This window comes from Pseudodesulfovibrio indicus (genome assembly GCF_001563225.1).
GTDB classification, from domain to species: Bacteria; Desulfobacterota; Desulfovibrionia; order Desulfovibrionales; family Desulfovibrionaceae; genus Pseudodesulfovibrio; species Pseudodesulfovibrio indicus.
The window spans coordinates 3616781-3629888 of sequence record NZ_CP014206.1 but is presented as its reverse complement, the minus strand read 5'-3'; the positions used below and the strand labels follow the sequence as shown (position 1 = coordinate 3629888).

The window sequence follows — 13108 nt, the reverse complement described above, 5'->3', positions numbered from 1 at the left end:
CGCGGGCGAACCCGCGCCGGGGGTGTGAGTGTCGTCAGGAGCGCATGCGCTTGATCGGCCGGGCCAGGGAGGCCAGGAACTGCTTCCTGGACAGGGGGCCGCGGCGGATGTCCGAGGCGTCCGAGGACAGGGACTCGTAGTAGCTGTCCGGATCGGTCTGCACGAGGTAGATGACCCGCACGTACTCGGCGTCCACCAGTTCCGCGTTCGGGAACTTCTCGGTGGCCTTCTCCAGGCTCTTCTCCGCAAGGGCCAGCATCTCGTCCCGGTCGCCGAAGTTCATGCAGCCGGTGGGGCAGGTCTGAACGCAGGCGGGGAGCATGCCGATCTTCACGCGGTCGATGCACATGTCGCATTTGACCACGCGGCCGGTCTCCTTGTTGACCCGGGGGATGTTGTACGGACAGGCCATGCTGAAGGCATCCTTGTCCGGTTCCTTGGCGGTCAGCTCGGTGTAGACCACGGCCCCGGTCTCCTCGTCATGGACGATGGAACCCGGAACGGTCATGGCGTCCAGGCAGGGCGGCTCGACGCAGTGGCGGCACTGTTCGGGGAAGAACAGCCATTGCAGCCCGTCGTCGGTCTCCACTTCCTCGAAGCGGACCAGTTTGAGGGTGACGCCTGAGAGATCCTTGGGGTTCTGGTGGGAACCCCAGTTCTCGGTCTGCTCGGCGGGCAGCTTCTTCCATTGCTTGCAGGCAATCTGGCAACCACGGCAGGCCGTACACTTGGTCAGGTCGATGAAGAATGTTTTACTCATGTCATTCCTCCTTTACGCCTTGCGGACGTTGACCATGAAGGCCTTGGTTTCGGGAATACCCGTGTTCGGGTCGCCAACGGACGGGGTCAGGATGTTGGCGGAATCGCCGCCATCCTTGGGCCAGGTCCAGCCGAAGTGCCAGGGCAGGCCGACCTGATGGACGATGGTGCCCTGGACGGTGAACGGCTTGAGCCGCTTGGTGACGATGGCCTTGGCCCAGATGGTCCCGCGCAGGGAGTCCACCATGACCTTTTCGCCGTTCTCGATGCCGCGGAGTTCGGCCAGCTCGGGGCTCATCTCCACGAACACCTGGGGCTCGGCCTCGGTCAACCAGGTCTGGTTGCGGGTCATGACGCCGGTCTGCCAGTGCTCGGTGACGCGGTAGGTGGTGCCGACCAGGGGATACCTGGGATCGCACACGGCCTTTTCCTCGGCGTCGAAGGTCAGCGCGGTGGGGTTGTGCAGGGTCTTGGAGAACGGATGCTCCTTGACCGGGCATTCCAGAGGCTCGTAGTACTCGGGCAGCGGGCCGTCGGCGCGGCCGGGGCCGAAGAGCTGGCCGTGGCCGTGCTTGCGCATGATGAAGGCGTACTTGGTGCCGGGGGCCCAGCCGCCGTCGGGCACGTCGCCCACCCACTTCTCGCCGTTCCAGGCGATGACCGCCTTTTGCGGGTTCCAGGGCTTGCCCTGAAGGTCGACCGAGGCGCGGTTGTACAGCACGCGGCGGTTGACGGGCCAGCACCAGGAGAAGTTCGGGTACAGGCCGATGTTGGCCTGCTCCGGGGTCTGGGTCAGGTCGCGGCGCGCGGCCATGTTGCCGGCGTCGGTGTAGGAGTGGCAGTACAGCCAGTTGCCGGAGGCGGTGGAGCCGTCGGCCTGCAGGAAGGCGAAGCTCGGGACCTGCTGGCCCTTCTTGTAGAGCTTGCCCTTGATCTCGACGTCACGGGTGAAGTGACCGTTGATCAGCTTGGCCGTCTTGTGGGCATCGAACACGCCGTCGGTGGCGATGGCGTCCCAGGTCAGACGGGTGATGGGCTTCGGATAGACGCCGCCTTCCTTCTCGTACAGATGCTGGATTTCCTTCATCAGCTCGTACATCAGGTCGCCGTCGGGCTTCTGCCCGTTGGGCGCGTCCGGGCCCTTGTAGCGCCACTGCATCCAGCGGCCGGAGTTGGTGACGGACCCTTCCTTCTCGATGGACACGGCGCAGGGCAGGAAGAAGACCTCGGTCTTGATGGTCGAGGGGTCCAATCCCGGTCCTTCCCAGAACCAGCCGGTTTCGTTGGGGAAGATGTTGACGTTCACCAGCCAGTCGAGGTTGGCCATGGCCTTCCTGTTCTTTTCGGCGTTGGCGCCGGAACAGGCGGGGTTCATGCCCCAGGAGAGCAGCCCCTTGAACTGGCCCTTTTCCATCTTGTCGAACAGGGTCAGCCAGGAATATTCCATGGCCGACAGGGAGTCGAGGCGGGGCAGGAACTGGTAGGCGTCCTCCGGGGTGTCGTTCTGCCACATGGACTTGATGAGCGACGCGGAGTACTTCGGGAAGTTCTGCCACCAGTTGGCGGATTTCGGGTCGTTGGAGACCGGGGTGTTGGCCTTGTTGTACGTGGCCAGGTCGGGCTGAGAGGCCTGGGGGGTCGCCAGGTAGCCGGGGATGATGTGGTACAGCAGGCAGTGGTCGGTGGAGCCCTGGACGTTGGATTCGCCGCGCAGGGCGTTGACGCCGCCGCCGGCGATGCCGATGTTGCCCAGCAGCAGCTGGATCATGGCCATGCAGCGGATGTTCTGCACGCCGACGGTGTGCTGGGTCCAGCCCATGGCGTACATGATGGTCCCGGCCTTGTCCGCCTTGCCGGTGGCCGCGTACGTCTCGTACAGCTTGACCAGGTCGGCCTTGTTCATGCCCGAGATGGAGACGACCTTGTCCAGGTCGTACCGCGAGTAGTGCTTCTTCATGAGCTGGTACACGCAGTTGGGGTCCTGGAGGGTCGGGTCTTTTTTCGGATTGCCGTCGGCGTCCATGGCAAAGGCCCAGGTGGACTTGTCGTAGCTCCGGGTCTTCTCGTTGTAGCCCGAGAACATGCCGTCCTCGAACTTGTACTTGTCGCCGACGATGAAGGACGCGTTGGTATAGTCAACCACGTAGTCCTTGAAGATCAGGTCCTTTTCCAGGATGTATTTGATCATGCCGCCGAGGACGGCGATGTCGGCGCCCGAACGGATGCCGGCGTAGAAGTCGGCCTTGGCCGAGGTCCTGGTGAAGCGGGGGTCGACGTGGATCAGGGTTGCGCCCTTTTCCTGCGCCCTGGTCACCCACTTGAAAGAGATGGGATGGTTTTCGGCAGCGTTGCTGCCCATGATAAGAATGCAATCAGAGTTCTGGATGTCGATCCAGTGATTGGTCATCGCACCGCGTCCGAACGACTCTGCCAGAGCCGCAACAGTCGCGCTGTGTCAGATCCTAGCCTGGTGTTCCACATACACCAGGCCGAGGCTGCGGAGCATGGTCTGGTAAGCCCAGCACTCCTCGTTGTCGAGAGCGGCCGAACCGACGGAGGCGATGCCGTCGCAGCGGTTGACCACCTGGCCCTTGGCGTTTTTCTCGGTCCAGGTCTTGTCGCGGGTGTCCTTGATCCGGCGGGCGATGGTTTCGAGCGCCCAGGACAGGGAGACCTTCTTGAATTCCTTGGCGTAGGGAGCCCTGTAGAGGACGGAGTCCGGGCGGCGGTCGTTTTCGGCCAGCTGCCAGATGGACGCGCCCTTGGCGCACAGCGCGCCTTCGTTGATCGGGTGGTCCGGGTCGCCTTCAACGTTGATCGCCTTCATGTCCTTCAGGGACGTGTTGACGACCAGCCCGCAACCCACGGCACAGTAGCAGCAGATGGTGGTGGTCTGTTTGCTCCACTTGGGGTCCAGGGCTGCGGCGCGGTCGGGCAGGGGAGCCGTCTCGGCCTTGCAACCGAATCCCAACCCGCCGAAAGCCGTGGCCGTGGCCGCGACTGCGGAGAGCTTGAGGAAGTTCCTACGGTTGGTGTGCATTCTACCTCCTGGTGTTTGCGGGTCAGCGCCCGCGGATCTCGCGACCCAGGGTCACGAGCAGTTTGTAGCCGCCGACTTGAACGGCAGGCCCGAAAGCGGCGGCGACGACGTCCTGGCTGCCACCATGGCAGTGAGGAACCGGGCTCATCGACTTGGCCGCTTCACGGACCTCGGCCACGGCGAAACCCAAGCCCGCAAAGGGCATGGTTGTCTGGGCCGAAGCCGGCATAAGGTTGGTGTTCAAGCGCATTCGCGTTCCTCTCCCATTTTTTTGGTTATCCCCCTTATGAGGGAAAATGGTCAGGCGGGCAAAGAACTTGCTCTTGCAACGGTTTTTACACACGAAAAAACATGCTATTTTTAGCAGAATGGCGATATTGCTGCGTCTACTTTATGTCAATTCTGGCATAAATTGATTTCCGCCCCACGGTTTGACACCGGCTTCCCGGAGGAAAAAACAGGCGGGAAAGGGGGCGACGCGAGCTAGGGCAGGGGGGTGAAGACCAGCGGGGGAACGCCGGGAAGGGTGAGGCGGATGTCCTCCCCCTCGATGATGCCGGGAATGACCCCGCCGGCAACGGTGTGCAGCCAGATATGGCCCTCGTCGCGGCGGCTCCACTTGAACGGTATCTCGTCGGTGTCCGTGGACCAGACGCCCTTTCCGTCCTTGCCCAGCCTGAGTCGGATCTCGATCTCCCCGTTCCTCGCCGAGTAGTCCCCGGGCAGGGTGTCCCTGTCGGGGGCGCAGGCCGTGAAGGCAGGGAGCAGCATCAGGAGCAGCAGGTCGCGGCGGGTCATGTGTGTATCCTTCTGAGTTTCCCGAGGAACAGCTGATCGGTCTGGAGGACGCTGTCGAAGTAGTGCACGTGGACGGTCATGCCGATCCAGGTCAGGTCGCGGAGCACGGTCCACCAGCTGATGGGGTCCTCGAGGGTGTGGAAGCATCCGCAACTGATGGGCGCGTTGCGGAGAAGGTTGATGAAGATGGCCAGGGTGAAGACGGAGAGGAGGCCGCCGATGATCACGGTGACCGACTTGACCCGCACGCCGAGGAGCAGCATCGCCCCGCAGATGATCTCGGTCCACGGCATGACCAGGGCCATGACGTTGACCGCCCAATAGGGGATCAGGCGGTAGGAGGCGATGGTCGTGCTGAATTCGGCGGCGTAGTTGATCTTGTACATGGCCGCGTAGACGAACAGCCCGCCGAGGTAGAGGCGGAAGGCCAGGGCCAGCCAGGGGCTGGTCAGGAGGGCGCGGATCGCGGCGGTCATGGGGCCTCCTCCGGGCCGAGGCCATTCCAGGCGTCCAGCCCGCCCTTGATGAGCAGCACCCGTTCGTGGCCGAGCAGCTCCAGCTGCCTGGCCACGTCGGCGTCGTAGCGGCGGCTGATGTTCCGGCCGTAGACCAGCAGCGGCACCGCCGGGTCCAGGTCGGACAGCTTCATGGAATAGACGAACTCGAACAGGTCCTCGGGCAGGTTGACGGCGTCCGGGATGTGCCCTTGCAGGAAGAAGTCGCCGGGCCGGGCGTCGATGATCACGGCCTTGTCGTCGCGGGCCAGCCGCCTGGCCTCCGCCGCTTCGATCATGACCGGCGGCGGGGCCAGGAGAGACTTCGGCACCAGGTCTATCCCGCCCGGGCTGGACAGGTTGTAGAGGATGCCGAGGGTCGCTCCGGCCAGCAGGATCAGGCAGATGTCCAGCCAGGAGGCCCGCCAGACCCGCTCCACCTCGCCGTGCACCAGGGCCACCAGGTGCTCCTTGGCCTTGGTCTGGACGTCGATCTCCCGCTTGGCCGAGGTCAGGGCGTCCAGGGTGGTCTGGAGGTCCACGTTGCGGGCGGCCAGCTCCGAGTTCAGCTCCCGGATGAGGTCCAGCTGCCGGGCGTTGCCCAGGGTGACCATGAAATTCGCGACCAGCGAGTGCAGCAGCTGCCGGGCGTCTTCGTCCAGAAGTTCGTCGTCCCGCTCGCCGGACAGCGGGGCGCTCAGGCCGATGGCCCCCTGCCAGCCCTGGTCCAAGGTGAAGAGCACGGCCGCGTCCGCCTGGGCCGGGAGCGCCTGCCGCTCCTCGGGATCGTCCACCAGGCAGGCGTGATTGGCATGCGGGATGCGGTCCTTGAGGGCCACGAACCGCGCCAGCACGGCTCCCCGGCCCGTTTCGGAAACGAGCTCCTCCCTGACGCACGGGGCCAGCCCCCGGCAGACCGCTTCGGCCCGGCCGTGACCCGGCCCGTACAGGGCTATCCAGCCGCCCGTGAAGGACAGGGTCCCCATGAGGGAGAGCAGGAAGGCGTCGAGAATGCCCCCCGGCTCGTGGATGTCGATCATCTCCAGGGTGGTCTCGTAGAGTGCGCGGAGCTGGAGGGTGTGCCTGGAGAGGGCTTCCCTGGCCCGTTCCGATTCCCCCAGGGCGCGGTGCAGGTCGTCGTTCCTGCGGGCCAGGGAGGTGTTCAGGTCCCGGACGCACTCCATGGCCGTGGCGTTGTTCAGGGCGTGGCCCAGGACAGAGGCCAGACCGTCCAGCAGCCGGGTCTCGTCCGCGTCCAGGGGGACCCCGGCCACCTTGGGGCCGAAGCCCAGGACCGCGTGGGTCCCGGCGCCCATGCTCAGGGCGATGACCGCGGCGGTGCCCATGGGCAGGTTGGGGTCGTGGGACAGGTGCTCCCCGGCCAGGATGACCGGGCGGGACGGGTGCGCGGGCGCGGCGTCCTCGGGAAAGAACTTGTGCACCAGGTCCAGCCCGGAGGCGCGGTAGAGGTCCGCCGCCGGGGGCTGGAGGCCCAGGCTTTCGATGGTCAGCGCCCCGGCGTGGAGGAGTATCCCGAACCCGAAGGTCAGGCCGAGGGGCCCCATGGCCACGGGCAGGAAGGCGCGGAGGAGATCGGCAGGCCTGGCCGGGACGGCCAGGGCGCTGGACGCCTCGTAGAGGCTCTTCAGGTGGAAGAGCTGGCGATCCGTACCCGTCAGGGAGCCGGGCGCGTCCGGGGTGTCCTTGGGGCTGATCATTTTACCAGGTTCTGGATTTCCTGGAAAAAGGCGTTGAAGTCCGGGATGATCCCCAGGTGGGCGTAGTACACCTTGCCCTCCCGGTCCACGATCATGGTGTAGGGCGTCTTGGGTTCGGCCAGGGCCTTGTGGATCTCGAATTCGGTGTCGTGGGCCACGGGGAAGACGTAGTCCTTGGGCCGGACGTGCCGCACTTCCATGGGGGTGGCCCCGGCGGCGATGCCGAGCATGGTGATGCGGTCGTCGAGCCGGGCCTTCCTGATCCGCTTGTACAGCCGGGTCAGGGACGAGGACATCTCGCGGCAGACCGGGCAATAGACCCCCAGGATTTCGATCAGCACGTACTCGGTCTTGATGTCGGCCAGGGTGAAGACGCAGTTGTCCTTTAGTCCGAGGATGGCCGAGTCCCCCTCGACGGCGAGGGGGGCGATGGTCAGGGGGGGAAGGACCTCGCCCGCCACTGGCGGTCCGGCCAGGGCCTGGGAGCACAGGAGCGCGGCGGTCAGCAGCAGGGCCATGGTGAGGCGTTTCGTCATGGGATGGACTCCGTTCGCGGTTGACGGTCAGATGTTGGCGAGGGCTTCCTCGACGGTCACGTGGACGGGGGCCAGTTTTTCGAGCCCCGCCATTTCGATGGATTTCCGGATGCTGTCCGGGGGCTCGGCCAGGACCACGGGCGTGCCGTTGTCCCGGCAGGAGAGCAGGTGCTGGGTGAGGAGGGCCATGCCCGCGCCGTTGATGGCGGTGTTGCCCGCAAAGGAGACGATCAGCTTCGCGCTCCCTTCCAGGGCGGCGGAAAAGGCGCGGTCGAGCCGTTTTTCGGCCACGGAGTTGACGATGCCCCGCAGCTCGATCATGCCGATCCCTCCCCGACGGCTGACGGCGTAGCCGGTGTTCGTGTCGCGGGAATAGAGGATGCGCTCCTCGGCCCGTTTCAGGGCGGCGTCCATGTTGCTCTGCCGGATCGGCTTGTTGATGAAGTCCGTGGCGCCGAGGGACAGGGCCTTCAGGGCCAGGTCCATGTCGCCGTGGCCGGTGATGACGATGACCTCGGTGGCGGGGCTGCCCTCCTTGATCAGCCGGAGGACCTCCATGCCGTCCATGCCGGGCATGCGGATGTCGGTCAGGACGAGCGGAATGGCGTGTGCCCGGCACAGATCAATGCCGTCCGGGCCGTTTTCCGCAGTGAAAACCTCGTATCCATAGGCCTCAAGAAAGAGCCGGAACATGGACAGAGTGGGCCGTTCATCATCGATGACGAGAATTTTAGACGGCATGACCTACCTCGTGCGTTGGCGATTATTATGACACTACGGTAAAAAACCATTTCGTGTCCAGAGGTCGCCCGCAGACGGGGTGGTGCTAATCCGTGGAGGGAACCAGTGCGCAGAGGTAGGCGGCCAGAATCTCCGGCAGCGACTTGTCGCGGTTGTTGAAGCGGAACTCCAGCTCCTTCATGTACAGCGGGAACCGCTGGCAGGAGATGCCCCGGAACTTCTTGATGCGCACCTGGGCGTATTCCCAGAACTCGTCCCGGACCGCGTCGATGTGCGGCGGCTCGTCATAGCGCCGGATGATCTCGTAGGGCAGGGAGTCGTTGCCGCAGAACATGAGCGCGTCGTACTCCTTGTACCGGTCGGTGTAGACCAGGTTGCCGGAGCGGATGAGCTTCAGGTGGAAGTTCATGTGGAAGTGGAACAGGGTCTCGGCCTGGAACCCCGGCACCAGGTCCACGAAGACCAGCTCTTCGCGGCGCAGGATGCCGTAGACCGGGATGGTGTCCATGCGCATCTCGCGGGGGCCGCCGGTCAGCCGGTTGCCCTTGAGGTAGGAGTCCAGCCCGGTGGCCTGGCTGATGAGCTGGCGGGCGTCGAGGGCGTGGGCCAGGATGGCGAACCGGATGGCGGTCAGGGCCTTGTAGACCGTGTTGTAGGAGAGCCCCAGCTCCTCCTTCATCTGGTGCACCGAGCGCTCCTCGACAAAGAGCACGATGAGCCGCAGCCACTCGCTGGGGGTCAGGGCGCCGTTGTTGATCCAGCGCCCGGAAAAGGGCTGGAAGGTGTATTTGCAGCTGGCGCAGCGCAGCCGCTCGCCCGACAGGGAGTAAACCTTGCGGTGCCCGCACCGGGGACAGAACGGGTCGCCCAGGGGCCAGGTCCTGGCGAGCAGGTATTCCCTGGCCTTGTCGTCGTCGTGGAGCAGCGATTCGAAGTCGGCTGTTCCCGGCGCGTCCAGTATGGGCATGATGTGCGAATTCATGTGCAAGGTTTCCCGGTTCAGGGCAGGCATGGCCGCCTCCTGTCGTTAGAATCCCCATGCGGACAGTGTCGCCCGCCTGTATCCCTGCCCGGCGGCGACATAGTCGAGCGCCAGGGAGTCGAGGTCGTCCAGCACCGGGAGCGCCACGCGGTCCAGGTTCCGGAAGTCGATGGTCTTGACGTAGGTCTTGCACGAGTCGCAGACGTCCACCCGGAAGCCCGGCTCCTCGTCCACGGTGAAGAAGGTCAGCTTGGTGTGGTCGTCCTCGCCGCAGATCGGACAGGTGATCCGCTTGATCCGGTAGTCGTGGCGGCAGAACGAGCAGGTGGCGTGGCGGAATCCCTCCTTCTGCTCCAGGGAGGAGATCAGCGGCATGGACCCGCAGATGGGGCAGGTTCCCACCGGGGATACCTTCATCTCGGGCAGCTTGTCGGCCAGCATTCCGGCGGCCACCTCGATGGACGGGCCCATGGCCGCGAAGGCCAGGAAGGGCAGGGTGCGCGGTGCCTCGGGCATGCGTTCGGCCCATTCGCCGAAGAACTCGGTGTCGTCGTCCAGGAAGCGGCGGAACAGGTCGGCCGGGGTCAGGTCGCCATCGTCCAGCGCCTTGGCCACCAGTCGCGCGCCCTTGCCGAGCGGTCCCTCGACCTTGCCGACGATGCCCAGCAGCTTGACCAGCAGGTCTTCGGCCTGGGCCTGGTCAAAGGGGAAGTTCTCGCGGGCCACCAGGGAAACGCCCTGGATCGCGGCCTGGGGCGGGGTCAGCTCCGCGTCGGGCGGCAGGACCACCCGCGCCTCGGGCACTGCGGCCAGCTGGAGGTGGGAGACCTCGTCCAGCAGGTCGATGAGTTCAGCGGAGATGTAGGACTTTTTGCGCAGCTGGACGAGCTTCTTGTCGAGCCTGCGGGTTTCATCGGTGAGATTGCGTTCCATGATGTTTCCTCTGAGTGTTTTCCGTATGCGCAAAACAGTAGGGGGCGCGCAACGGACATGCCAAAGGTTTTGCACTTACTCATGATTTGACACCAATGGTGAATAAGATGCTGGAATGCAATGATAAAAATATGCAACATTATGCCTAAACAGGCATATTTTCAATAGAATAGACCAATAAATCAACCGCTTCTAAAAGGTGCGGGAAATTAAAGAAAGGGCGAGATTATAACGGGCGGGGTCAGAAACCGATGATCCGGCCGCTGTCGTTGTAGACCCAGAAGCGGTCGTCCTTGATGTTGCCGATCAGGGTGATGCCGATCTTCCGGGCCAGCTCAACCGAGAAGCTGGTGGCCACGGCCGTGGAGGCCAGCACCGGGATGCCGATGCGCGCCACCTTGAGCAGGATCTCCGAGGCGATGCGCCCGGTGGAGACGATCATCTTGTCGTCCACGGCCACGTCGTCCAGGAAGCATTGGCCGCAGATCATGTCGATGGCGTTGTGCCGCCCGATGTCCTCGCGGAAGAGGAGCATCTCGTTCGGGGTGCACAGGGAGGAGTTGTGGCAGCCGCGCGTGAGGTTGTAGAGGGTGGACCGTTCGTGCAGCTCGCGGGCCAGGGCCAGGATGTTCTCCGGCCGGACCTTGATGTCGCCGCCCACGCGCCGCTTGGAGATGGTCGCCACGTTGCGCCCGAAGTTGGTCCCCTTGCCGCAGCCGGAGGTGATGGACCGCTCCATGATCCGGTCCTTCCACGGGTCGTGGCAGGTGTCCACCTCGGCCACCAGCCGGTCGCCCTCGTCGCGCACGGTGAGGTCCGTGATCTGGGCCGGGCTGGACAGGAAGGCGTCGGACTTGAGAAAGCCCACGGCCAGGTATTCGGGATACTTGGCCGTGCACAGCAGGGTGACCACCTCGCGGCCGTTGAGGATGATGGTCAGCGGCACCTCGCGGATGGCGCTGATACGTTTGCGCGTGAACCCCTGCCGGTATTCGTGGACGTCGTATTCGTATGATTCCATGGTTTGTTTCCGCCTGTCGGGCTTCCCTCCGCATTCATCCTTACCTTCGGGTGCGGTGCGCGGGCAAGCGGGCACATTTTACCCTGACTCTCACACTGCGGGTGGGCGGAATCGCCGCTTCGGGCGGCAAGAAATATGTATCCGGACGGGGCCTGCGAACGATCATGAAGGTATGGCAATTCCCGCGCCGTCCCTTCGGGCGGCGGGTCCTCCCAACCACGTCCCGGAGGCGCGTTCGATGATTGTCCCAGCAAAACTCCCCCTGGACAGGCTCAAGCGCGTGCTGGCGCGGCTGCACGCCGACCCCGGACTCTCCCCCGCCGATCTGGGGGAGAGCCCATCGGCCCGGCGCACCCGCCTAGAGCGATTGGAGCAGGGTGGTCAGGGTGGAGCTCTGGGCCTCGTAGGTGGCGAGCCGGGCGTCGAGGGCCGCGTACTTTCGCTTCAGTGACGTCTCTAAGGCGTCGAGGCGCTTCTCCTCGTTGTATATCTGGTTGTCCAGGCTGGTGACCGACTCATCGTAGTGCTCTATGATGATGGTCAGGGAGCCGGTCTCCGCGTTGGTCACCCCGTCCAGGTTGTCGGACAGCTCGCCTATCTTGCCCTGCTTGACCCGGCAGGTGCCGTCGTACACCCCGTCCCCGGTCGTACCCACGGACAGGTAAAGACCCCTGGCGTCGCCCCCGGTGGCCAGGATGGTCCAGCCGTCCACGGCCGCCTCTTCCCCGTTGATGGTGGCCGAAACCAGCTCCCCGCCGGACACGGTGTATTCCACTTCGTATTCCCCGGCTTCGGTCACCCCGTCGATGACCGAGATGACCTGGAACCCGTCGCTGTCCGATTCCCCGGAGGCGCGGGCCGCGAACAGGGAGGCCACGGCCTCGGCGTCGTTGTCCAGGGCGTCCTCCAGCTCGTCCTCGTCCAGCAGCAGCTGGCCGTAGGTGTCCGAGTCCTCGTCCGTATCCGTATAGAAGCCGATCTGCGACAGGGCGGTGTAGTAGTCGCCGCCCTCGTCCTCGCTCCAGCTCTTGAATCCCAGGGCCGAGGACGAGAGGATGGACTTGATGTTGTTGTAGACGATGTCCAGGGCGTAGCTGTCCAGGGTGTAGGTCTCCTCGTCGGAGTCCTCCTCCTCGGTGACGCGGCCGGTCAGGATCTGGATTTCCTCGATGATCGCGTTCAGGGACTCCTGGAACTCGATGATCTTGTCGTACATGTCGTCGGTGTCGTACTCCACCGAGACCTGCAGGGTGTCGCCGTCCGTGGAGTCCTTGAGGTCGAAGGTCAGCCCCTCGACCACGTCGTCGATGGAGTTCGAGTCGCGCTCGATCCAGTCGTCCGCGCCGGGGGGGAACCCGTCCACCTTGATCTGGGAGTTTTGCCCCGCTTGGGTGTTCGTGAAACCGGCCGTCGACATCCCGGTCAGGGTGCCGGTGTCGGTCACGGAGAGGGTGTTGTCCGCGCCCGCGTCCACGCTCTTGAGGACCAGGTAAAAACCGTCGCCGTCGTCCATGACGGACGCCTCGAACTTGTCGCGGGCGTTCACCGAGCCGTTGATGGTCGAGACCAGCCCCTCCAGGGTGGTCCCGGCGGCCACGTCGATGACCACGTTCTCTCCGCCGAAGGAGACGGTCAGGGTGGTGGACTCCTCGGCCACCACCGATTCCTCGGACTCGTATGCGGTATCCATGCTCACCCAGACGTCGTTCAGGGCGAGCTGGTTGACCTCGATGGTGTGGATGCCCGGAGCGGCGTCGCCGTCCGCCTCCACCTCCACCTGGTCGTCGCTGACCGTGGCGACCATGGAGTAGAACTCGTCCGGCTCGTCCATGTCGTCGAGGACCTCGTTGAAGTCGTCGATGTCGTCGGAGAGCTGCTCCATGAGGTCGATGAGGTACTCGTATTCAGTCTTCTGTTCCTCGTAGGCATCGAGCTGGAAGCTCTCGGCGTTGATGGTCGCTTCGATGATTTCCGAGAAGTCCGTGCCGTTGCCCAGGCCGGAAAAGGAAACCTCGCCGGAGGTGGAGACCGGCTCGTAGGCGGTCACCGAGCTGGAGAGCGAGGAGACGTAACCCATGGTTTCCTC

Annotated in this window: 12 protein-coding genes; all 12 read right to left on the bottom strand. The window is 64.4% G+C overall.

All coding sequences use genetic code 11. The features are described 5' to 3' along the window. Window positions 1-34: 34 nt before the first annotated feature. Entirely contained in the window at window positions 35-760 is a 726-nt protein-coding gene (locus AWY79_RS16540) for a 4Fe-4S dicluster domain-containing protein (RefSeq protein ID WP_066806341.1), read from the bottom strand. A 12-nt stretch (window positions 761-772) separates the two neighbouring features. Beyond that, the gene (fdnG, locus tag AWY79_RS16535) at window positions 773-3799 is read right to left on the bottom strand and encodes a formate dehydrogenase-N subunit alpha (RefSeq protein WP_148651030.1); all 3027 of its coding nucleotides are present in this window, start codon (window positions 3797-3799) and stop codon (window positions 773-775) included. Between the two features lie 22 nt (window positions 3800-3821). Beyond that, window positions 3822-4049 carry a hypothetical protein gene (locus AWY79_RS16525; RefSeq protein WP_066806335.1) on the bottom strand — a complete coding sequence of 76 codons (228 nt, stop codon included), beginning with the start codon at window positions 4047-4049 and terminating at the stop codon, window positions 3822-3824. A gap of 233 nt (window positions 4050-4282) precedes the next feature. Further along, window positions 4283-4597 carry a hypothetical protein gene (locus tag AWY79_RS16520; RefSeq protein WP_066806333.1) on the bottom strand — a complete coding sequence of 105 codons (315 nt, stop codon included), beginning with the start codon at window positions 4595-4597 and terminating at the stop codon, window positions 4283-4285. Continuing rightward, window positions 4594-5073 (bottom strand): MauE/DoxX family redox-associated membrane protein, encoded by a 480-nt coding sequence (locus AWY79_RS16515; RefSeq protein ID WP_066806331.1) that lies wholly within the window; start codon window positions 5071-5073, stop codon window positions 4594-4596. The genes AWY79_RS16520 and AWY79_RS16515 overlap by 4 nt, the downstream gene beginning before the upstream one ends. Beyond that, the gene (locus tag AWY79_RS16510) at window positions 5070-6809 is read right to left on the bottom strand and encodes a rhodanese-like domain-containing protein (RefSeq protein ID WP_066806329.1); all 1740 of its coding nucleotides are present in this window, start codon (window positions 6807-6809) and stop codon (window positions 5070-5072) included. Before AWY79_RS16510 ends, AWY79_RS16515 begins: the two co-directional genes overlap by 4 nt. Further along, a complete protein-coding gene (locus tag AWY79_RS16505; RefSeq protein ID WP_066806327.1) occupies window positions 6806-7345 on the bottom strand; it encodes a TlpA disulfide reductase family protein in 540 nt (179 codons plus the stop codon). Before AWY79_RS16505 ends, AWY79_RS16510 begins: the two co-directional genes overlap by 4 nt. 27 nt (window positions 7346-7372) lie before the next feature. After that, window positions 7373-8086, bottom strand: coding sequence for a response regulator (locus AWY79_RS16500; RefSeq protein ID WP_066806325.1), 714 nt, complete (start codon window positions 8084-8086; stop codon window positions 7373-7375). A gap of 85 nt (window positions 8087-8171) precedes the next feature. Further along, window positions 8172-9068: a transposase gene (locus AWY79_RS16495; RefSeq protein WP_394705777.1), complete on the bottom strand. Its 897-nt coding sequence runs from the start codon at window positions 9066-9068 to the stop codon at window positions 8172-8174. 45 nt (window positions 9069-9113) lie between these two features. Then, complete coding sequence (locus AWY79_RS16490) at window positions 9114-10001, bottom strand: formate dehydrogenase accessory protein FdhE (protein ID WP_066806324.1); 888 nt, start codon at window positions 9999-10001, stop codon at window positions 9114-9116. Between the two features lie 241 nt (window positions 10002-10242). Then, window positions 10243-11022 (bottom strand): formate dehydrogenase accessory sulfurtransferase FdhD, encoded by a 780-nt coding sequence (gene fdhD / locus AWY79_RS16485; RefSeq protein ID WP_066806321.1) that lies wholly within the window; start codon window positions 11020-11022, stop codon window positions 10243-10245. 358 nt (window positions 11023-11380) lie between these two features. Beyond that, entirely contained in the window at window positions 11381-13099 is a 1719-nt protein-coding gene (fliD, locus tag AWY79_RS16480) for a flagellar filament capping protein FliD (RefSeq protein ID WP_066806319.1), read from the bottom strand. Between the last annotated feature and the right edge of the window lie 9 nt (window positions 13100-13108).